This is a genomic window from Roseovarius litorisediminis, from assembly GCF_900172295.1.
Classification (GTDB): Bacteria; Pseudomonadota; Alphaproteobacteria; order Rhodobacterales; family Rhodobacteraceae; genus Roseovarius; species Roseovarius litorisediminis.
Genome location: NZ_FWFL01000011.1, coordinates 1 through 18,268, shown reverse-complemented (window position 1 = coordinate 18,268; position 18,268 = coordinate 1). Strand labels below are relative to the sequence as shown.

At 57.1% G+C, this 18,268-nt stretch carries 20 protein-coding genes and 1 tRNA gene; 9 read left to right on the top strand and 12 right to left on the bottom strand.

What is annotated here, in order from left to right:
• Window position 1 precedes the first annotated feature (1 nt).
• Genes ureC through PEL8287_RS17215 form a run of 4 tightly spaced genes read right to left on the bottom strand, consistent with a single transcriptional unit; the run spans window position 2 to window position 3,148 of the window.
• Entirely contained in the window at window positions 2–1,762 is a 1,761-nt protein-coding gene (gene ureC, locus PEL8287_RS17230) for an urease subunit alpha (protein WP_085893680.1), read from the bottom strand.
• Window positions 1,762–2,067 carry an urease subunit beta gene (locus PEL8287_RS17225; protein ID WP_085893679.1) on the bottom strand — a complete coding sequence of 102 codons (306 nt, stop codon included), beginning with the start codon at window positions 2,065–2,067 and terminating at the stop codon, window positions 1,762–1,764. Before PEL8287_RS17225 ends, ureC begins: the two co-directional genes overlap by 1 nt.
• A gap of 9 nt (window positions 2,068–2,076) precedes the next feature.
• Complete coding sequence (locus PEL8287_RS17220) at window positions 2,077–2,379, bottom strand: urease subunit gamma (RefSeq protein ID WP_085893678.1); 303 nt, start codon at window positions 2,377–2,379, stop codon at window positions 2,077–2,079.
• A 1-nt stretch (window position 2,380) separates the two neighbouring features.
• On the bottom strand, window positions 2,381–3,148 hold the full coding sequence (locus tag PEL8287_RS17215; protein ID WP_503167650.1) for an urease accessory protein UreD: 768 nt from the start codon (window positions 3,146–3,148) through the stop codon (window positions 2,381–2,383).
• Window positions 3,149–3,600: 452 nt separating this feature from the next.
• Between PEL8287_RS17215 and urtA the strand changes: the two genes are divergently transcribed.
• From urtA to urtE, 5 genes are all read left to right on the top strand, one after another.
• On the top strand, window positions 3,601–4,881 hold the full coding sequence (urtA, locus tag PEL8287_RS17210) for an urea ABC transporter substrate-binding protein (RefSeq protein WP_085893777.1): 1,281 nt from the start codon (window positions 3,601–3,603) through the stop codon (window positions 4,879–4,881).
• Between the two features lie 64 nt (window positions 4,882–4,945).
• Complete coding sequence (gene urtB / locus PEL8287_RS17205) at window positions 4,946–6,898, top strand: urea ABC transporter permease subunit UrtB (protein WP_085893677.1); 1,953 nt, start codon at window positions 4,946–4,948, stop codon at window positions 6,896–6,898.
• Between the two features lie 4 nt (window positions 6,899–6,902).
• The gene (gene urtC, locus PEL8287_RS17200) at window positions 6,903–8,135 is read left to right on the top strand and encodes an urea ABC transporter permease subunit UrtC (protein WP_085893676.1); all 1,233 of its coding nucleotides are present in this window, start codon (window positions 6,903–6,905) and stop codon (window positions 8,133–8,135) included.
• Window positions 8,132–8,872, top strand: a complete 741-nt coding sequence (urtD, locus tag PEL8287_RS17195) for an urea ABC transporter ATP-binding protein UrtD (protein WP_085893675.1) — start codon at window positions 8,132–8,134, stop codon at window positions 8,870–8,872. Before urtC ends, urtD begins: the two co-directional genes overlap by 4 nt.
• 3 nt (window positions 8,873–8,875) lie before the next feature.
• Window positions 8,876–9,571, top strand: a complete 696-nt coding sequence (gene urtE, locus PEL8287_RS17190) for an urea ABC transporter ATP-binding subunit UrtE (RefSeq protein WP_085893674.1) — start codon at window positions 8,876–8,878, stop codon at window positions 9,569–9,571.
• Here urtE and PEL8287_RS17185 read toward each other — a convergent pair.
• Together PEL8287_RS17185 and PEL8287_RS17180 are read right to left on the bottom strand one after the other, a co-directional pair.
• The gene (locus PEL8287_RS17185) at window positions 9,542–9,883 is read right to left on the bottom strand and encodes a LysR substrate-binding domain-containing protein (protein ID WP_085893673.1); all 342 of its coding nucleotides are present in this window, start codon (window positions 9,881–9,883) and stop codon (window positions 9,542–9,544) included. The genes urtE and PEL8287_RS17185 overlap by 30 nt on opposite strands.
• 102 nt (window positions 9,884–9,985) lie before the next feature.
• Window positions 9,986–10,414: a hypothetical protein gene (locus PEL8287_RS17180; RefSeq protein ID WP_139837847.1), complete on the bottom strand. Its 429-nt coding sequence runs from the start codon at window positions 10,412–10,414 to the stop codon at window positions 9,986–9,988.
• Window positions 10,415–11,282: 868 nt separating this feature from the next.
• Between PEL8287_RS17180 and PEL8287_RS20485 the strand changes: the two genes are divergently transcribed.
• The 3 genes from PEL8287_RS20485 to PEL8287_RS17160 all read left to right on the top strand — a co-directional run bounded on the left by PEL8287_RS20485 (window position 11,283) and on the right by PEL8287_RS17160 (window position 12,965).
• Window positions 11,283–11,624: an acyltransferase family protein gene (locus tag PEL8287_RS20485; protein WP_085893671.1), complete on the top strand. Its 342-nt coding sequence runs from the start codon at window positions 11,283–11,285 to the stop codon at window positions 11,622–11,624.
• Window positions 11,567–12,415: an acyltransferase family protein gene (locus PEL8287_RS17170; protein WP_176228683.1), complete on the top strand. Its 849-nt coding sequence runs from the start codon at window positions 11,567–11,569 to the stop codon at window positions 12,413–12,415. Before PEL8287_RS20485 ends, PEL8287_RS17170 begins: the two co-directional genes overlap by 58 nt.
• 460 nt (window positions 12,416–12,875) lie before the next feature.
• Window positions 12,876–12,965, top strand: a tRNA-Ser gene (locus tag PEL8287_RS17160).
• A 351-nt stretch (window positions 12,966–13,316) separates the two neighbouring features.
• Here PEL8287_RS17160 and PEL8287_RS17155 read toward each other — a convergent pair.
• From PEL8287_RS17155 to PEL8287_RS17130, 6 genes are all read right to left on the bottom strand, one after another.
• Window positions 13,317–15,017 carry a recombinase family protein gene (locus PEL8287_RS17155; protein WP_235862329.1) on the bottom strand — a complete coding sequence of 567 codons (1,701 nt, stop codon included), beginning with the start codon at window positions 15,015–15,017 and terminating at the stop codon, window positions 13,317–13,319.
• Window positions 15,014–15,418, bottom strand: a complete 405-nt coding sequence (locus PEL8287_RS17150; protein ID WP_085893668.1) for a DUF2924 domain-containing protein — start codon at window positions 15,416–15,418, stop codon at window positions 15,014–15,016. Before PEL8287_RS17150 ends, PEL8287_RS17155 begins: the two co-directional genes overlap by 4 nt.
• Window positions 15,415–15,660 carry a DUF3489 domain-containing protein gene (locus PEL8287_RS17145; protein WP_085893667.1) on the bottom strand — a complete coding sequence of 82 codons (246 nt, stop codon included), beginning with the start codon at window positions 15,658–15,660 and terminating at the stop codon, window positions 15,415–15,417. Before PEL8287_RS17145 ends, PEL8287_RS17150 begins: the two co-directional genes overlap by 4 nt.
• Window positions 15,661–15,784: 124 nt before the next feature.
• On the bottom strand, window positions 15,785–16,174 hold the full coding sequence (locus PEL8287_RS17140) for a DUF5681 domain-containing protein (RefSeq protein ID WP_085893666.1): 390 nt from the start codon (window positions 16,172–16,174) through the stop codon (window positions 15,785–15,787).
• Window positions 16,171–16,551, bottom strand: coding sequence for a DUF5681 domain-containing protein (locus tag PEL8287_RS17135; protein WP_085893665.1), 381 nt, complete (start codon window positions 16,549–16,551; stop codon window positions 16,171–16,173). Before PEL8287_RS17135 ends, PEL8287_RS17140 begins: the two co-directional genes overlap by 4 nt.
• Window positions 16,548–17,927 carry a site-specific DNA-methyltransferase gene (locus PEL8287_RS17130; RefSeq protein WP_139837846.1) on the bottom strand — a complete coding sequence of 460 codons (1,380 nt, stop codon included), beginning with the start codon at window positions 17,925–17,927 and terminating at the stop codon, window positions 16,548–16,550. Before PEL8287_RS17130 ends, PEL8287_RS17135 begins: the two co-directional genes overlap by 4 nt.
• 25 nt (window positions 17,928–17,952) lie before the next feature.
• Here PEL8287_RS17130 and PEL8287_RS17125 point away from each other — a divergent pair, with 25 nt between their 5' ends.
• Complete coding sequence (locus PEL8287_RS17125; RefSeq protein WP_085893664.1) at window positions 17,953–18,132, top strand: hypothetical protein; 180 nt, start codon at window positions 17,953–17,955, stop codon at window positions 18,130–18,132.
• Window positions 18,133–18,268: the final 136 nt, after the last annotated feature.

The following is an 18,268-nucleotide window of genomic DNA, read 5'->3' as shown; positions in this document are numbered from 1 at the left end:
CTCAGAACAGGAAATAGCGCTGCGCCATGGGCAACACCTCGGCGGGTTCGCACGTCAACAGCTCGCCATCCGCCCGGACCTCGTAGGTTTCCGGATTCACGTCGATCTTGGGTGTTGCGCTGTTCAGGATCAGATCCTTTTTGCCAATGTTGCGGGTGTTGGCGACCGCAACCGTCTGCTTTGTCAGTCCCAGCGTCTTGCCAATGCCTTCGGCCTGCGCGGCGGCACTGACAAAAACCACGGCAGAGTTTTCAACAGACCGGCCAAAGGCGCCGAACATCGGGCGGGAATAGACCGGCTGAGGCGTCGGAATGGATGCATTCGGGTCACCCATCTGCGCCATTACAATGGTGCCCCCAAGCAAGACCATTTCGGGCTTAACGCCAAAAAAGGCCGGATTCCACAGCACCAGATCGGCGCGCTTGCCTTCCTGGATGCTGCCAATCTCGGTTGACATTCCATGCGCAATCGCCGGGTTGATCGTGTATTTAGCGATATAACGGCGCACGCGGAAATTGTCGTTCTCTCCGGTTTCCTCGGGCAGCCGCCCGCGCTGCTTTTTCATCTTGTCAGCGGTTTGCCAGGTGCGGATCAACACCTCGCCGACGCGCCCCATCGCCTGACTGTCTGACGCGATGATGCTGAACGCCCCCATGTCGTGCAGGATATCCTCGGCCGCGATGGTTTCGCGGCGGATGCGGCTTTCGGCAAAGGCCACATCCTCGGAGATGGACTTATCAAGGTGATGGCAGACCATCAGCATATCAAGATGCTCTTCCAGCGTGTTTACCGTGAAGGGCCGGGTTGGGTTGGTCGAAGAGGGCAAGACGTGATCTTCGCCGCATATCTTGATGATATCCGGCGCATGCCCGCCCCCTGCGCCTTCGGTATGAAAGGCATGGATGGTGCGCCCTTTCATGGCGCCCACGGTGTGCTCGACAAAGCCGGATTCGTTGAGCGTATCGGTGTGGATCATAACCTGCACGTCCATCGCGTCGGCGACAGACAAACAGCAATCAATTGCGGCCGGCGTGGTGCCCCAATCTTCGTGCAGTTTCAGGGCACAGGCCCCGGCATTGACCTGCTCTTCCAATGCGGCGGGCAGCGAGGCGTTGCCTTTGCCCGCAAATGCAAGGTTCATCGGAAAGGCGTCGGCGGCCTGCAGCATGCGCCCGATATGCCATCCGCCCGGAGTGCAGGTCGTGGCCAAAGTGCCATGGGCTGGCCCGGTGCCGCCGCCCAGCATGGTGGTCAGGCCGCTGTGCAATGCATCCTCGATCTGTTGCGGGCAGATAAAGTGGATGTGGCTGTCAAAACCCCCGGCTGTCAGGATCTTTCCCTCGCCGGCAATGGCTTCGGTTCCGGGACCAATGATAATGTTCACACCGGGTTGCGTATCGGGGTTCCCGGCCTTTCCGATCTTGGCAATACGCCCGTCCCTGAGGCCGACATCGGCCTTGTAGATCCCCGAATGATCGACGATCAGCGCATTGGTGATGACAGTATCCACCGCCCCCTCGGCGCGGGTGACCTGAGACTGACCCATGCCATCACGGATCACCTTGCCGCCGCCAAATTTAACCTCTTCACCGTAGGACACCGCATTACCGCCCGTACCGTCAAAGAGCGCAGAGCCGGCCAGCTCAGCAGTCAGGTCGCGTTCGACTTGGATGATAAGGTCTGTGTCGGCAAGGCGAAGCCGGTCGCCGGTGGTGGGGCCGAACATCGCGGCATAATCGGCGCGGTTGATTGTTGTGGCCATCAGAGATCCCCCATCACGGCCTGATTGAACCCATAAACCCGGCGCGCGCCCGACAAAGCGATCAGGTTTACCTCGCGCCGTTGGCCGGGTTCAAACCGAACAGCAGTGCCCGCCGCGATATTCAACCGAAACCCGCGTGCCTTTTCGCGATCAAAGTCCAACGCCGGGTTGGTTTCAGCGAAATGATAGTGGCTGCCAACCTGCACGGGGCGATCGCCGGTATTGGCAACCATCAAGGTTACACTATCGCGACCACTGTTCAGCGTCAGGCTGCCTTCGGCGGGAAGAAGCTCTCCGGGAATCATGATATCACCTCAGCGAATAGGATTGTGGACGGTGACAAGCTTGGTCCCGTCAGGGAAGGTCGCTTCGACCTGCACGTCGTGAATCATCTCAGGCACCCCTTCCATGCATTGATCACGGGTGATGACCTCGGCACCGGCCTCCATCATATCCGCAACGCTACGGCCATCGCGCGCGCCCTCGACAACCGCGTCTGTGATCAGGGCAATTGCCTCGGGGTGGTTGAGCTTTACGCCGCGCGCAAGGCGCTTGCGGGCGACCTCGGCGGCCATAAATATCAATAACTTGTCTTTTTCGCGTGGGGTTAGCTGCATGTCAGGTCATCCATGATCTGGGAAGGGCTTGGTTGGTGAGGTGTCGCAGGATGGGAACAAGTGACTGGCGTAACGCATAGCCGTCAGATGCCAGGATGCGCAGCGTCAGAAGATCGGCATGGATCAAACTGGCCCCGGCGGTTTCAGGCAGCATCTTACGAACAGGATCCAACTGCGCAACGGCATCGGGAGACACGTAAACCAACAAAGCCATCGCGTCGGCACCGGCGGCAATATGAGGCGACGCCATATGTGCCGTGATATCGCCCTGCAGTGTCATTGCGTCAAGAAACAGGGGCGTTCCCCGCCTGCGCACCTCAATTTTGTCCATGAAGTAGGAGTTTCGCAGAACCTCACCCATGGCAGAACGCCCGAAAATCAGGGGCTCGACCAGTAGAAGACGGGCCTGTTCAGCCATCTCAACACGCAAAGACCGGTTCAGCGCACAGCCATCGTATAGAATGGTTTCCTGTGGCAACCAGTCAAGACGCGCACCGCGGTCAACACACAAACGGTTGCGGATCTTGGCGGTTTGCCCCGGCTGTGCCCGATAGGCGCGTTCGGCGGCCTGTGTTGTCAGGCTCAGGCTTGAGTTTTCACCCGCCCGCGCAGTCAGCGAAAAGGCGTCACCGCCGGTGACACCGCCGGCCGTGTTTACCACGACCGCTTGCAACGTCGGCGAATTTGGGCGGGGAAACAACGCTCTCATCGCACCCGACTGGCGCAGCCCGGCTAAGGCCGCCCCTCGCGGGGTGCATTTGGACGCCAAGCTCAAAGCACCGATCGCCCGAGGCTGCAGGGCAGGGCTGCCCGCATCCGATATCGTTGTCGCCAGAGTGATTGTCCCTCTCCCGTTGCTCAATGTGCTGCTTGTGTTTTCATCACATGGGGACGGCGAGTCATTCCCAAGCGATGCCGGGGGCGGCAAATGTCTAGCCTTGCCCAAATACTGTGCGCCGCCCGGTTCAAAAGATGAATAATTGGGCGAAAGGCTGGGGGTCGCAAAAGATTCTGGCTGAGCGATTGCATTGAATTCTGCAGTGCAGAAACGCTGAAGTGCCCGAGTCGGATATGCTGTCTGTTTTGGGGGTGTGTGACGATCAGTCGAATTGGACCTCGCGCCGATCGCCACACGGATTGCAACACAAGTTGCAGGGAAGAGGTATGAAACCTGGCCCGTTTGCGCAAGGTGGTCTGCCCGGTCCCTGCGAGGAGAAAACAATGAAACTTCTGAATTCTACTCTGGCAGGGACACTTGCACTGGCCGGTCTCACTGCCCCGGCTTTCGCCGCCGATTGCCCGATCAAGGTCGGTGTCCTTCATTCGCTTTCAGGCACCATGGCGATTTCTGAAACCACGCTCAAAGACACCATGCTGATGCTGATTGATCAGCAAAACGCAAAAGGCGGTGTGCTTGGGTGTGAGCTTGAGGCCGTCGTCGTCGATCCCGCATCCGATTGGCCGCTGTTTGCCGAGAAAGCCCGTGAACTTCTGACCGTGCATGATGTTGACGTCATCTTTGGCAACTGGACCAGCGTCAGCCGCAAATCGGTCCTGCCTGTCATCGAAGAGCTGAACGGCCTGCTGTTCTATCCCGTTCAATACGAGGGCGAGGAAAGTTCGAAAAACGTATTCTACACCGGTGCTGCCCCGAACCAGCAGGCCATCCCGGCGACTGATTACTTTATTGAAGAGTTGGGTGTTGAGAAATTCGCCTTGCTGGGAACGGACTATGTCTATCCCCGGACGACCAACAATATCCTTGCAAGCTATCTGAAATCTAAAGGTGTTTCGAATGACGATATCTTTGTAAACTACACACCGTTCGGTCATTCGGACTGGTCCAAAATTGTGGCTGACGTGGTGGCGTTGGGCGCTGACGGCAAGAAGGTTGGTGTGATTTCAACCATCAATGGTGACGCAAATATCGGGTTCTATAAAGAATTGGCGGCTGCCGGAATTTCTGCTGATGACATCCCCGTTGTTGCCTTCTCGGTAGGCGAAGAAGAGCTGTCGGGGCTGGACACCTCGAACCTGGTTGGCCATCTCGCGGCCTGGAACTATTTCCAGTCAGCCGAGGCCGAAGCAAATACGGCATTCATCGACGCCTGGAAAACCAGGATGGGAGCCGAGCGTGTGACCAATGACCCGATGGAAGCGCATTATATCGGCTTTAACATGTGGGTGAATGCAGCGGCGGCGGCAGGCTCGACTGATGTCGATGCCGTGCGTGCGGCAATGTACGGGCAGGAGTTTCCCAACCTGACCGGCGGCACTGCCGTGATGCTTCCCAACCACCATCTGGCGAAACCGGTCCTGATCGGGGAAATTCAGGCTGATGGACAGTTCGATATCATCAGTCAGACAAGCGAAGTGCCCGGCGACGCCTGGACGGATTACCTGCCCGAAAGCGCGGTCCTGATGTCGGATTGGAAAGATCTGGGCTGCGGGATGTACAACACCAAGACCAAGACCTGCGTCCAGACACTTTCGAACTACTGATCGCACGAAACCATGACCGGAGGGGGCGGCTTGCCCCTTCCGGATCTTTAGGGGCGCAGATTCCATGAAACGACTGATATTGGCTGGTCTGGCCTTGCTGATGACCTGCACGCTCGCCCTGTCACAAGAGGCGCCTATGCAGGACATCTTGCAAGACCACAGCGCGCTGATCACGAAAAGCTCGCGCATGACAATCGCCCCTGCGATTGCAGCCATATCAGATAGCGGGCTGACACAGGCTCAGGATGTTTTGCAGGCATGGCAGAGCAAGGACATCTGGCAGCGCAAGTCTGACGGGCTGTTCTTTCGCGCCAAAGAAACCGCTGAAGGGTCTTATATTCTTTTTGATTTCGATAGCGGCGAAACCCTTGGCGAAGCCGACAAAGCCGATCTGAAGCAAATCAAACCAAACAGTGGTGTTCGTGCGCTGATCGGCTCGGCCTTGGTGACGTTTCAGCTTCAGGACAGCGACCCGGCGCGCAGGCTTGCCGCACTGACTTCGATAGAACGCAACCCGAGTTCTGAATTGCTGGCGCCATTGCGCGCCTCGATCGACACCGAGACGGACGCGGATCTGAAGGCCAAGAAACGCCGCGCAGAGCGGCTGTTGACGATCGCCTATGATAGCGATGAAAGCGCAAGAGTGGCCGCGATTTCAGACATGTCGGGGGATTTGGGTGTTGATCTGCGGGCCACGTTGAACCCGCTTCTGGAAACCAGAACAGAGGTTTTTGCAGGAGAGGCCCCCGAGGGGTTGAACCTTGCCCGCAGGCTTGCGCCCGGTGAAGATATCTCAACCGAAGCCGCCTATGACCTCTTGGTCACCGCCGGTCTGGCCCCGGCCCGGATAGATCAGGCCGAGATCCGCGCAACGCTTGGCACGCATATTTCTGAGCAAGAGGTCGGCGGCGTCGCGCTAGAGGATCTGAACCAACCCGAGGCGCGCGCACGCGCATACGCGGCATTGGTTGCGCAAGGCCTGGCCGAGCCAGACCCAACCAGCGCAGAGATTAAGGCGCACCTTGACGCACATCAGTTTGTCGAGATCTATAACGAGCCCTCCCGCCCGGTCACCCTGGCGGCCTCCGAGGCGTTGGAGGACATCCTGTTGAACGTCGGCATGAATCAGTCACTGGATCTCATCCTTGACGGGCTGTCACTGGCGTCGATCTATTTTCTCGCGGCCATCGGCCTTGCCATTACCTTTGGCGTGATGGGGGTCATCAACATGGCCCACGGTGAATTCATCATGATGGGCGCCTATACCGGTTATGTGATTCAGCAGCTGATCCCGAACCACACCGCCAGCATCCTTGTTGCAATCCCGATGGCCTTTGTTGTGACCTTCGCCGCGGGTGTTGCGATGGAGCGGCTGGTGATCCGGTGGCTCTATAATCGACCGCTCGAAACCCTGCTTGCCACGTTCGGCATTTCCATCGCGTTGCAACAGTTGGCCAAGAACATCTTTGGCACGCAGGCCCTCCCTTTGACATCCCCTGAATGGCTGGATGGCGCATGGGTTTTGAACGATGTTGTTTCGATCAGCTATATCCGAATTGCGATTTTCATCCTCGCGATAAGCTTTCTTGCAATATTCCTGTTCATCATGCGGCGCACCCGATTGGGGCTGGAAACCCGCGCTGTCACGCAAAACCCACGCATGGCAGCCAGTATGGGCATTAACCCCAACCGGGTGAATATGCTGACCTTTGGATTAGGGTCGGGCATCGCCGGGGTTGCCGGGGTTGCCATCGGTCTGTTTGCCAAAGTGACCTCGGAATTGGGGAACGATTATATCGTGCAAAGCTTCATGACCGTGGTTGTCGGGGGTGTCGGAAATATCTGGGGCACCTTGGCCGGGGCGGCGATGATTGGCTTCCTGCAAAAAGGCATCGAATGGTTCAACCCCTCAAATACACTTGCCGCGCAGACGTTCATGATCATCTTCATCATCATTTTCATCCAGTTCCGGCCAAGGGGCATTATCGCCCTCAAAGGTCGCGCGGCAGGGGATTAAACCCATGAAAAACAGCTTTCTCATGCGCAACCCCTCGACCCTGATCTTTCTGGCGGCTTTGGCAATTTTCACCATCATGGTCACCGTCCTTTCCGAGGCATTTGGCCTTGGCCTGATCTCGACCAGTTTTGTGAAAACTCTGGGCAAAACCCTGTGCCTTGGTCTGGTCGCGATCGCGATGGATCTTGTCTGGGGCTATGCCGGCATTCTATCGCTGGGGCATTTCGCGTTCTTCGGGCTTGGCGGGTATATGATTGGCATGTGGCTTATGTATGAGCGCACGCGCGACATCGTCATCAGCTCAATGTCCGACGCACCAATCCCGCCCACAGCAGAAGAGATAACCGATGCCATCGGCCACCAGATCTTTGGTGTTGTCGGCAGTTCGGAATTTCCACTGATCTGGGCCTTTGCCGATAGTCTGGTGCTGCAACTTGTTCTGGTGGTTCTGGTGCCGGGCGTTTTGGCTTTTGTCTTCGGCTGGCTTGCCTTTCGCAGCCGGGTGGCCGGGGTGTACCTGTCGATCCTGACACAGGCAATGACCCTGGCCCTGTCGCTTTACCTGTTCCAGAACGACAGCGGATTGCGTGGCAACAACGGCCTCTCGGGCCTGCAAAACCTACCCGGTCTCGACGCTGTTGCACAGGATGTGGTCTCAATCTGGTTTCTCTGGGCCTCGGCGCTTGCCCTTGGGTTGGGTTATCTGCTGGCCGCATGGGTCGTTTCAGGCAAATTCGGCTCGGTCATTCGCGGTATTCGTGATGACGAGGCGCGCGTGCGGTTTCTTGGGTATTCGGTTGAAAGCTATAAACTGGCGCTGTTCACAGTCACCGCCTGTATCGCAGGCATTGCCGGGGCGCTTTATTATCCACAAGCGGGCATTATCAACCCCGCCGAGATTGCCCCCATAGCCTCAATTTATCTGGCCGTTTGGGTCGCTATTGGCGGGCGTGGCCGACTTTATGGCGCGGTGATTGGGGCTGGCTTCGTCAGCCTTGTTTCCTCTTGGTTCACAGGCGGTCAGGCGCCGGATATTTCGCTGGGGTTTTACACCATCAAATGGGTGGATTGGTGGCTGATCGTTCTGGGCCTCTCGTTTGTGCTTGTCACGCTCTTCGCCCCCAAGGGCATTGCCGGGCTGTTCGACCTTGCCGGCAGCCGCAAGTGGCCCAACCGGCATGGCGCAGATCTTGGACCTGACGCAGGCGCCCTGCGCGAACGGGAGGCCAACGAATGAGCACCTTGTTGGAAGTCTCTGGCGTCTCGGTCACATTTGACGGGTTCCGCGCCATCAACAACCTGTCGTTTCGTATCGGGCCCGCCGAAATGCGCGCCATCATCGGCCCCAATGGCGCCGGCAAGACCACATTCATGGACATTGTCACCGGCAAGACCAAACCCGACCAAGGGCGCATCATCTGGGGCGAAAAAAGCATTTCATTGCGTGGCATGTCCGAGGCGCGCATTGCACGCGAAGGCGTGGGGCGCAAATTTCAGAAACCAACAGTTTTCGAGGATCAGACAGTCCATGAAAACCTGTTGATGGCGCTGCGCAACAAGCGCGGGCCGTTTGCCGTGCTTTTTTATAAACCAACGGCCAAGGATCTGGCACGCGTTGAGGCATTGGCCGAAGAAATAGGCCTTCATGACGCGCTTTGGCGCAAATCAGGCGAACTTAGCCACGGTCAAAAACAATGGCTTGAGATCGGCATGCTGCTGGCACAAGAGCCGCGCCTCTTGCTGGTTGACGAGCCCGCCGCCGGCATGACCCCCGCCGAGCGCGAGCACACCACCAATATTCTGGTCGAAGCGGCTAAGACACGCGCCGTTGTCGTTGTCGAACACGACATGGAGTTCGTCCGCCGCCTCAATTGCAAGGTGACGGTTTTGCACGAAGGCGCGGTACTGGCCGAAGGCAGTCTGGACCATGTGACCACTAATCAGAACGTCATCGACGTCTATTTGGGGCGATAACAGATGCTGAGCATTGAAAACCTGACGCTTCACTACGGCCATTCCCAGATTCTGAACGGCATTTCCATGCAGGCCGGGCAGGGGCAAGTTACCTGTGTCATGGGCACCAATGGGGTCGGCAAGACCAGCCTGATCAAGGCAATCTCGGGCACGCATCCCCGATCAGCTGGGTCAATGACGTTGGATGGTGAGGCACTGGGCGTGCTGCCTGCGCATCTTCTGGCGCGCAAGGGCATCGGCTATGTCCCACAAGGGCGCGAGATTTTTCCGCTCCTCTCAGTGCGGGAAAATCTGGAAACCGGCTTTAGCTGCCTCCCGGCTGCGGATCATAGCGTGCCCGAAGAGATGTTCGAGCTTTTCCCCGTGCTAAAGGAAATGCAAGGTCGGCGCGGCGGGGACCTGTCAGGCGGGCAACAACAACAGTTGGCCATTGCCCGGGCCCTGATCACGCGACCCAAACTGCTGCTACTGGACGAACCGACCGAGGGCATTCAACCCAATATCATTCAACAGATCGGCAATGTGATACGCCATCTGCGCGATCAGGGGGAAATGGCGATTGTGCTGGTCGAACAGTATTTTGAATTCGCCTATGATCTGGCTGATCAATTTATCGTTTTGCGCCGCGGTGAGGTAACCCTGTCAGGGGACAAACAACAGACGTCGAAATCAGAGCTGTTGTCGCGCGTTTCTGTGTAAGGCCTGCGGGAACCTGCATCCGTCCTCAACACCGGCACGCATTTTGTTGAAATGAACTACCAGAAAATCAACGAATGCTCGGGTCCTGGGGGCCAGATTCCGGTTGTCGGCAAATGTAAGGGCGACAGCCGCATGGTCTTGCGTATAGCCCGACAGCACCCGGATCAGTTCACCCGAGGCAATCTTGGCGGCGACCAGATAGGTTGGCAATCTGGCAATGCCCAGACCCGCGAATGTGCCCCGGTAATCCGCGTCGGCAGTGTTGCCCACAAAATTCCCGCTCGCATTGACCTTATATTTAACACCATTCATCTCGGCTTTCAGACCTGACGCAGCATCCGGAAAAATGGGCTCGAAGCCGACTTGCGGCAGTGCGGCGGGTCAAGTTTGAACCTCGTCCCGAAAGCCGCCGGATTAAGGTTTCACGCTAAACTCCAGAATCGTAGGAAGACGCCCTTCACTTTCGTGGCGTAGCAAAAACAATTCATTCTTGCGAATGTAAAGGTCGCAGTCGTTGTTTTTGTTTGTGAATCCAACACAGACGCCCCCGTTTTCGCGTAGTTGGAAAACGCCAAGCTCTTTTTCACTAATTTCCGGAAACTCGTATATGTACGCTTCGTTGAGCGCACTTCTGGGTTGGCCATAGTCTTTGAAAACTAATGAACGATCAGCGAAGGGATTTTGCCAATCGTGAAAGCGTTGGAGAGTTATATCTGACCGAAGTCCCAATTCTTGTGCACTACAGTAGGATGCGATGCCTCCAAATAGCAAAGTAAGCAAGGCACAAGATGCGCCCATACCCGACCGCCACAAGCCTCTTGCGAACTTGGTATCTGCAAACAATCTGTGCTCCTTGAACTCTCCAGCTTGAACTTTCATGCTTCAAACCGTCAGCTTGGCGTGAACAGTGAAAGCGTACCGAAGCTCCAAGCCGAAATACCCGCTGGCCCAATCGTTCGAATAAGCCGGTGTGGGGCGGAGTGTAGTTTCGGTTAAAGCTGCAAGGAATTTATTCATGTCTGCTCTAGCTTTCATATATGGACAGCCAAACGATACTGCGCTTTTGAATCGATCATCGCCATGCCAAGTTTAATCATTCCTTTGGGTGTTTTCGTTGATAAATATCACACAGATCATTGCAAAAAAAAATGACCGCTTCGTCCGCGTTGCAGCCACTAACAGCCTCCAATTTCTGCGTTGAGCACGAATGACCGCTTTTGGGAAGCGGCGCAGTCTTTTTCGCGGTGGAGCGGATGTCGGTAATGCGCCGAGGCGGTGTAAAAACTCTTTTTGAGCCTGGGATTTATTTCATTTTGCCGCCGCATCCTTTCTCACAACTGAAGGGCGTCAATTGGGGTTTGGTTTGGCTCTGCGGGTTGTGTCACCCGCCAATCGCTTCTTCCCATGCTTCCATGAAGTCCTTTGACCAATTGTGATACAGGCTCACGGCAATCCCTTCACGGCGACATAACTCTGAAATTGAACTCTCGCTTGGCAAAACAAGCCTGTCTGTCTCAAGGGCTGTGACGGGTTACAAGCCCAATAGCAGACGCCGGGTAAAAGCTCAGTAAAGCGACAAGATCCGACTGCGGCGCATATTTTGATGAAATGAAGCACCCGTGATTACCGCCCGCGCTCAGGTCGGACTTTTCGGTTAAATTGGGAGCCGATTTGTGCTCATTACATATCCACACTAAGCATAATTGGACAAATGAGTTTCTTCAGATACGTTAAAATTTCGCGACCGAGCACGAGAAGCAAATTCATCCCCGAGATCGATGGTTTGCGTTTCATTGCCATCTTTCACGTCATTCTGCACCATCAGCATTATATTCTGAGGCACCAGATTGAAGCTATTGAAAGCAATCAAATGCTCTGGACGGCGAATGTGCAGCTTGCGAAAGCAGGTGGGCTTGCTGTGCCGTTGTTTTTTGTGATCAGCGGAATTGTTCTTGGGCTTCCGTTTGCACGAGCGCAATTGGTGGGGGGCAAAAGGTGTCTCTTCGACGCTACTTTGTCCGACGGCTCCGCAGGCTTGAGCCGCCATACCTGATCAATCTGGCGGTTCTGCTCGCGCTTGCCGTTGCGTCTGGCGGTCTCACCACGATGTTTGATCGGCTACCCAATCTTGCTGCTTCCGTATTCTATCTTCACAATACGATATATAACGAATGGAGCGCAGTTAACTTCGTTGCGTGGTCGCTTGAGGTCGAAGCGCAATTTTACCTAATTGCCCCAATTTTAGCGATTTTCTACACAGCGCGGGGGCAGAGCACCCGTATATCTTTGATTGCCGGCGTGGCACTGTTCATGTCCGTGATTTATGTCTTCAATCTGGACGGTCCGTTACGCTACACAAAAAGCATTCTGGCACTGGGTCAGTATTTTCTTGCCGGCTTTATGATTGCTGGTCTCATGGCGACAGGCAAGCTTCGCGGCACGCGTCCGTCGGCGGCCTATGATGCTGTCGCCCTTTTCGCTTTCGTCACAGCGATTTGCTTTGATCTCGGGTGGCCAGATCCCAGACTTCACGCCATGGGTGTCCTGCCCCTTACCATCTTCTTTCTCTGCGTTTTTAGGGGGCGGGTCATACTCGCGGCATTACGTTGGCCACCTGTCTTCACGATTGGAGGCATGTGCTACACGATTTACCTCTACCATTTCTGGATCATCAAGGCTCCGGTTCAAGCGTTCGATATAAATGAATGGGCGATGGGCCCGTTTGGCATCCTAATCTTCGACCTTGTTATGATGGCTTTTGTGTTTGCAGCGTCGAGCGTCCTGTTTGCCATGTTTGAGCGACCATTCATGAACCGGCCCAGCACATCCGAGAGCAGGGGCTGACTTCAGGATGTGGGTAAGATCGTGCGCGGGGATTTATCTTGGTGGGACAGCGATATTTTGCAAGCGACTGCTCCGACAGCAAAGCCGGCCTCGGTGTTAAGCGAAGCGAATGTCTGCTTCCCACCCCCTGGGTGCCGAACCGTGTTGAAAAACTGTTGAAATTCTGCGCTGCGGCGACCGGTTGAAATCGCCCCGCCGAGCAACCTTAGCCGGTCTTGCAAATCGACCCTGTTGCTACCGGGCGTTAGCGGGATGATTTTACCGATGGCCAACATCCGGCTGCCCAAAACCCGAAGGTTTCACATCCTCGAACCGGGTTTTCGTACGTTTCGTACGCCGTTGTTTCCAAAAGGCCGATAATACGTACGAAATCCACGTACAAAACGCACGAAACGTACAAATGTAAAAAATCTCAAAATGGCCCTTGTTCCCCCAGTCCAGTCCAATTAAACGGGTCGACGGAGCTGTGGCCGAGTGGTCGAAGGCGCTCCCCTGCTAAGGGAGTAGGCCCGGAAGGGTCTCGTGGGTTCGAATCCCATCGGCTCCGCCACCCACCCCAGTCTCTGTCAACACAGCCGATATTTCCCTGTTTTATCCGGACTTTCCGGGGTGTTGCGCTGTGCCATCTGCGTGGGAGACACCTGTGAGCCAGTCGATCAGGGCCAAATCCCTCGACCGTCTCTGCCGCAAGCATCACGCGCTTCGGTTAGGTCCAATTTCCCTGCTAACAGGGAATTAACAGGGAAATTTTGTTAAAACAGCCCGATCTGGCCCAAACCACCCTCCGATAACTTCCAAATATCAATGTGTTACGAGTGATTTCCCTACGCAAATTAACAGGGAACTTTTTCGCCGTTAACAGGGACCTTTTTCAAGGGAAACAGGGAATGACGTGCGCAGATCAGGGATGGTTCAGATCCTGGCTGAACCCGTAAATCCGCGCCTGCATATCCCAGTCGAGCGGGATCGGTTTGCGGATGATCTTTTCCAGGGTCAGTTCCGGCGGCTGGCTGCCAACGAGGATTGCTTTCTGGATCTTGGGCGCGAGGAAGGCGAGCTGGGCTCGGGTCCGTACATATGATTCAGAGTGGCTGGTTGCGGCGGCGATGTCGCTCAAAGATTTTCCCCGGCGCAGGTCGGCGGTCCAGATATGTGCCCGGGCCAGCGCACGCAGCATCGGTCTGTCCGGATCGGGTACGTGATCGCCAGCGACAATCTTTCCCTCGACGCCCCGTCGACGCAGCGCGAAGGGCGCCTGGATTTGCAGCGCGGACGGATCGATCTCGTCAGTTTTCAGGCCAAGTTCGGTCGCCAGCTCTTTCGCATTCAGCTCCAGAACGATGCGCCCCTTGGCCAGCTGGCCTCCTAAGGTGATGTTTGCGAGAAGTCCGGGCGTACCTTTCCGCAGCCTCTGTGTCAGATCCTGAGCCTTGTTGAGGATCGCGGCACCTGACTGAACGTCTGGTTCGACGCAAATCCGATGACCGCGGGCAAGATCGCTCAGATGCTGCGCGATGATGTTCGCAACGGCCTGCTCCAGTGCCACTGCGGGCAAGCGCCAGCCACTTGGATCGGTACCGCCTGAGATCAGGCGATTGGAGACATAGTAGCGCAGCCTTCGTCCATGACGCTTGGTATGTGTCGGCGTCAATCGGTCTCCGGTCTCGTCCCGGAGTTTACCGGTCAAAGGTGCGGCCCCAATCTTTGAGGGACTGCTCGCGGAGCCAACCTGCGACCTTGGCCGGGCGCTGGCGACCTGCAACCGGGCCTGAACGCGATCCCAGAGCTCAACATCAATGATGGCCTCATGCTGCCCGTCCCAGACATTTGCCTTGTGCCTGATCTTCCCGATGTAGATGGGATTGCGCAGCAGCGCGTAGATCTGGCCCCGTGAGAAGGAATTTCCGCCCTGGGTCCGCCCCGATTTGAAGTGATGCCGCTTTGACCGCAGTCCCATTTCGATCGTCTTGCGCATGACGGCATTCAGGCAGCCAAGCTGGACGTAGAGGAGGAAGATGGCCGCCACGGTTTTCGCCTCGTTCTGACTTACCACAAGCCCGCGGGTTTTCGGATCGGGGTGCGGATCGTAGCCAAGGGGCGGCACCCCACCCATCCAGAGGCCCTTCTTTTTTGAGGCCGCGATCTTGTCGCGGATCCGCTCGGCCGTGACTTCCCGTTCGAACTGGGCGAAGGACAAGAGCACATTGAGCGTCAGCCGCCCCATTGACGAGGCGGTGTTGAAGGCCTGGGTGACAGAGACGAAGGAACAGCCCGCGGCGTCAAATCGCTCCACGAGCTTTGCGAAGTCGGCCAGAGAGCGGGTCAACCGGTCGATCTTGTAGACCACGATCATCTGGATGCGGCCCGCGTCAATGTCAGCAAGCAGGCGCTGCATCGCAGGCCGCTCCAGCGTGCCACCGGAGATGCCACCATCGTCATAGCGGGTTTTATCGGGAACCCAGCCTTCATGCCGCTGGCTGGCGATGTAGGCCGCACAGGCCTCGTGTTGGGCATCGAGCGAGTTAAAATCCTGATCGAGCCCTTCGTCGGAGGATTTACGGGTATATATGGCGCAACGTATCCGCGGTTTGTTCATGGTCATGCCGTCCTCTTGAGACCGAAGAACCGCGGCCCCGACCACCGGGCCCCTGTGATGGCGCTTGCGATGGGGGACAGTGAGGCAAAGCGCTGACCGTTCCACAGGAACCCTCCGTCAACGACATCGACAGCGTGGGTCGTACCGTTCCACTCACGGATGAGCCGTCCGCCCGGTTTGAGCGCCGGGCTTCTGGTCTCAGGCTTCACTGCGTCAGCCCTGCCAAGTCTGTCGATAAAACCCTTTGGCAGCCCGCCGAATTGCCGCGCCTGGAGTTCAAAGGCGAGGAACCGGCGCAGGAACGGGCTGCTCAGCCGCTTTGGGACCGGTGTGCCAAAAACGTCCGACCAGGCTGCAATCAGCGCCGCCCGGTCCATCACCTCAATGTCTGCAATGGATGGCGTCATCGGGCACCCTCCGGGCCGCCGGTGATGCGGTAAGTGGCTGTACCACCGGGCTTGGCGGCATCAGTCCGATCAATGGTATATCCGGCCTTCCTGAGCCCGCTGAGGCCCGCCCGAACCGAATGAGGCTGCCAGCCCGTGGCTGATTGCAGGGTGCCGATATCCGCGCCGTTCTTGCGGCCCAATAGCTTGCGCAGGATTGCGGCTTTGGTTTCGCGCGGGGGTGTTGTTCTGGATGTTGGCATGTCTGATCCTCGGATGTGCCGGGCCAGCGGAATGCTGGCCCTGGTACCGAGGTGCGCCCGGGGTCAGGCCGGGCGTGGCATCAGTGACGCTCGTGTCGGGCGGGAAGTCCAGTGTGGAATAGCGCTAGTGGCGCAATTTGGAGTCTTCAGGGACTTTGACTCCCATTCGCTCAAGTTTTTCCAGGATCTGCTCACGCCTCACTTTTTCATCGTTTGCATTCGCCTGCACGGCAGGGCCAACCTCCAGCATGATGCGGATTGCCTCAAGCAGCGACGGTTTATGACCCTTCAGTCCCTTCTTGCACAACGACAGATAGGCGGCTTCGACGCCGTCCAACCTGACGGTCTTGCCGTCCGGTGCGCGCGCGTCGACCGGCTGGGTCAGAATCCTGGCGGCATCCAAAATCATCTCTGACTTGGATTTGGGTCTGCCCTTGAGGTTGCCGGACTGGCCCTTCTGCCAGCGCGTGGATTTCGGGGGTTTGGCGTACCCCACATTGTGATCGTCGCTCATGTGTCCCCTTTCGACTTAACCACCTTCGCGCCCATGGCTACAAGTGCCCGGATCATCCTCTGCTTCGCTTCTTCCGGCGAATAGGCGTTGGGATCGGCAATCCCGGATTCATCGATGATGCGGCGCTGCAGGGCCAAGGCCTGCTTGTCGCCCTGCAGGGCCAGCTCACGCAGTTTCCAGATCAGCGCATCCCGAAGCGGCATCTTCCGCCCATCGTCCTTGATCCGGATTTTGCGATTAAGGACCCGATTCAGGACGGTGTTCAGGTCTTCGCGCTTCCGCGGACGTCCGCGGGGATTGCCTGACTTGCCTTTTTTGAACCGAGTGTGTTCGGGCGGGTTCATGTAGCCGACATCAGGGTTCTTGCGCTCGGTCATTCGGCAGCCTCCACCACAACGGCCTCGATATCGTTGCCCCGCGCGCGCTCCACATCGGCGAAGGTATGATCTGTGCTGTTGAGCCTGGCAGAATTGCCGGTGAGAGCTTCAAAGCGGCGGCAAATCACATCGCAATACTGCGGGTCGAGTTCAATCAGCCGTGCCACACGGCCCGTCCGCTCGGCCGCGATCAATGTGGTGCCGGAGCCGCCAAAGCCATCCAGAACAATGTCACCGCGCCGGGTAACATCGCGAATGGCGTCGGCCACCAGAGCCACGGGCTTGACGGTCGGATGAAGCGCCAGATCTTCCTGATTGCCGCCAAAACTATTGACGCCAGGGTAGTCCCAGACGTTCGTCCGATAGCGCCCGGTTTCGCCGAGGCCAAAGGTATTGAGGTGCTTTGCCGTGCCAACCTTGTAGACGAAGATCAACTCGTGGCGCGACCGATAAAAGGTGCCCATGCCGCCATTGGTCTTGGCCCAGACAACCAGGTTCTTGAGTTCCGAATAGATGCCTTCGCCGGCGGCGCTGAGTTCGTCCATATGGCGCCAGTCCATGCAGACATAGTGGATGGCGCCATCCACGCTCACATCCGCCATTGCCGCAAGAGCATCGTGGAGGAAATTCGTGAAGCTGGATTTATCCATCTCACCCGCGGCCATGGCAAATTCGCGGTGCTTTACCTTGCCTGAACCGCAGACATGACCGTCGATTTTTACATTGTAGGGCGGATCGGTGAAGGGAGCACGGGCGCGCTCGTCCCCCATCAGCAGGCGGTAGTTCTCTGCATCCAGAGCATCACCGCAGATAAGCTTGTGACGACCGAGGTGCCAGATATTGCCGGGCCGGGTGATCGCGGGACCGGGAGCGGGCTCGGGAACATCATCGGCAGGATCATGTTCGCTGTGGTCTACATCGTCGAGAAGCAGGTCGATCTCTGCGGTCTCGAAGCCTGTGATTTCGAGATCGAAATCGAGGTCCATGTCAGAGAGCGCCTGCAATTCGATCGCGAGGATTTCATGATCCCAGCCAGCAAGTTCAGCCAGCCGATTGTCGGCAATCACGTAAGCGCGACGCTCGGCATCGCTGAGGTGTGCCAGTTCGATCACGGGCACTTCCGTACATCCAAGCTTGCGTGCCGCTGCAACACGGCCGTGTCCGGCAACGATGCCATTGGCATAATCGATCAAGATGGGATTGGTAAAGCCGAACTGCCGGATGGATGCCGCAATCTGGGCTATCTGTTTGTCGGAATGGGTGCGGGCATTGCCCACATAGGGGTTAAGATCGTCCACCTTGCGGTAGGCGATCTTGAGCCGGAGTGTGTCCGGCAAGTGTGGAGCTTGCGCCCCGTTCTTCGTTACGTCAGCCATATCAGGCCCTCGCTGGTAGCGGTGCATGCCGGACAATCCGACACGTCACACGGAATTCCAAGCAGCGTCGCAGGACACTGACTTCTCCGTTGTTTCCGTTGCTACCCTCGGAGAGCAGACCTTGGTACCGGATGCAGCGAACGACGGCTTCGAGCCGATTCTGTGGAAAAACAACGTGTTGCTGTTGCAGAAAGTGTGGTTCTGAACAGAGCGCGAGCGCCTTTTCTATCAGGCTTTGCGCGTTTGCTGCGGTGCAGGAAGGATCTTGGCCAGTTTGCGGAGGTTTTGGGCGGTGGCGGCGAGGAGGAATTCGTCATTTGCACCGCATGGGCCGCGTAATC

Bases quoted from the DNA above. Each gene is read 5' to 3' on its own strand.
- urtB (WP_085893677.1), top strand. From the start codon at position 4,946: ATGAAACGACTGATATTGGCTGGTCTGGCCTTGCTGATGACCTGCACG.
- PEL8287_RS17220 (WP_085893678.1), bottom strand. From the start codon at position 2,379: ATGCAGCTAACCCCACGCGAAAAAGACAAGTTATTGATATTTATGGCC.
- urtA (WP_085893777.1), top strand. From the start codon at position 3,601: ATGAAACTTCTGAATTCTACTCTGGCAGGGACACTTGCACTGGCCGGT.
- PEL8287_RS17135 (WP_085893665.1), bottom strand. From the start codon at position 16,551: ATGACCGAGCGCAAGAACCCTGATGTCGGCTACATGAACCCGCCCGAA.
- urtD (WP_085893675.1), top strand. From the start codon at position 8,132: ATGAGCACCTTGTTGGAAGTCTCTGGCGTCTCGGTCACATTTGACGGG.
- PEL8287_RS17130 (WP_139837846.1), bottom strand. From the start codon at position 17,927: ATGGCTGACGTAACGAAGAACGGGGCGCAAGCTCCACACTTGCCGGAC.
- PEL8287_RS17150 (WP_085893668.1), bottom strand. From the start codon at position 15,418: ATGACGCCATCCATTGCAGACATTGAGGTGATGGACCGGGCGGCGCTG.
- PEL8287_RS17125 (WP_085893664.1), top strand. From the start codon at position 17,953: ATGCCGGACAATCCGACACGTCACACGGAATTCCAAGCAGCGTCGCAG.
- PEL8287_RS17140 (WP_085893666.1), bottom strand. From the start codon at position 16,174: ATGAGCGACGATCACAATGTGGGGTACGCCAAACCCCCGAAATCCACG.
- urtC (WP_085893676.1), top strand. From the start codon at position 6,903: ATGAAAAACAGCTTTCTCATGCGCAACCCCTCGACCCTGATCTTTCTG.
- PEL8287_RS17225 (WP_085893679.1), bottom strand. From the start codon at position 2,067: ATGATTCCCGGAGAGCTTCTTCCCGCCGAAGGCAGCCTGACGCTGAAC.
- PEL8287_RS17145 (WP_085893667.1), bottom strand. From the start codon at position 15,660: ATGCCAACATCCAGAACAACACCCCCGCGCGAAACCAAAGCCGCAATC.
- PEL8287_RS17185 (WP_085893673.1), bottom strand. From the start codon at position 9,883: ATGAATGGTGTTAAATATAAGGTCAATGCGAGCGGGAATTTTGTGGGC.
- PEL8287_RS17155 (WP_235862329.1), bottom strand. From the start codon at position 15,017: ATGACCATGAACAAACCGCGGATACGTTGCGCCATATATACCCGTAAA.
- ureC (WP_085893680.1), bottom strand. From the start codon at position 1,762: ATGGCCACAACAATCAACCGCGCCGATTATGCCGCGATGTTCGGCCCC.
- PEL8287_RS20485 (WP_085893671.1), top strand. From the start codon at position 11,283: ATGAGTTTCTTCAGATACGTTAAAATTTCGCGACCGAGCACGAGAAGC.
- urtE (WP_085893674.1), top strand. From the start codon at position 8,876: ATGCTGAGCATTGAAAACCTGACGCTTCACTACGGCCATTCCCAGATT.